The organism is Acinetobacter lactucae (assembly GCF_013344765.1).
Classification (GTDB): Bacteria; Pseudomonadota; Gammaproteobacteria; order Pseudomonadales; family Moraxellaceae; genus Acinetobacter; species Acinetobacter lactucae_A.
This window is the reverse complement of the sequence record NZ_JABVBF010000394.1, coordinates 1-641: the sequence shown is the minus strand read 5'-3', so window position 1 is coordinate 641 and position 641 is coordinate 1. Positions and strand designations below refer to the sequence as shown.

The following is a 641-nucleotide window of genomic DNA, read 5'->3' as shown; positions in this document are numbered from 1 at the left end:
CCTAAAAAGTATGTTAAGTAAACAGATAGTAATAATCTATAGAATTAAGATACTGATTTTTATTTATTTTTAATATTAAAACTTATTTTAATAAAGAGCAGCGAGAAAATAAGAACTGTTTCATGCTGCTCTGAAGAGTATCTAACCCTATATCAAGTCAAATAATTAACTTGATGGCATGAGATCAAATAATTTTTTTAACTGGTTATTTAAATTGTGCAGCTCGTCTTCTGAAAACGCATTGAGGATCCCAGCTAAGGTAACCACACTAATTTGATTAATCTGTTCAACCAGCTCAATACCTTTGGCTGTTAATTTCACCATCGAAATTCGTTCATCGGAAGTAGAAGAGTAGACTTCAACAATTCCATCTTCTACTAATCGATATACAGCTTTTGTTGCTGTCGTTAACTTTAAGGTAGAAAGATTAGCGATATCGGTAATACTGGCTTCACCCAAAGCATTAGTACTTAAAATGATTTTACGGCGTGTATTATCAATACCTAGTTTTTTTATTGATTTTTCAATGAGTTGTGAATATTTTCCATTCACTTGGGAAACCCAAAAAAAAGGGAAATTTTGAATACTCGACGGTTCTTTATTAGGAAGAAATTGTTCTAAATGATCAAGCATAGCTAAGC

Annotated in this window: 1 protein-coding gene; it reads right to left on the bottom strand. The window is 31.5% G+C overall.

Translation table 11 applies throughout. From position 1 onward, the window contains the following. Positions 1–165: 165 nt before the first annotated feature. Complete coding sequence (locus HUN22_RS17520; protein ID WP_000884020.1) at positions 166–633, bottom strand: MarR family winged helix-turn-helix transcriptional regulator; 468 nt, start codon at positions 631–633, stop codon at positions 166–168. Positions 634–641 lie beyond the last annotated feature (8 nt).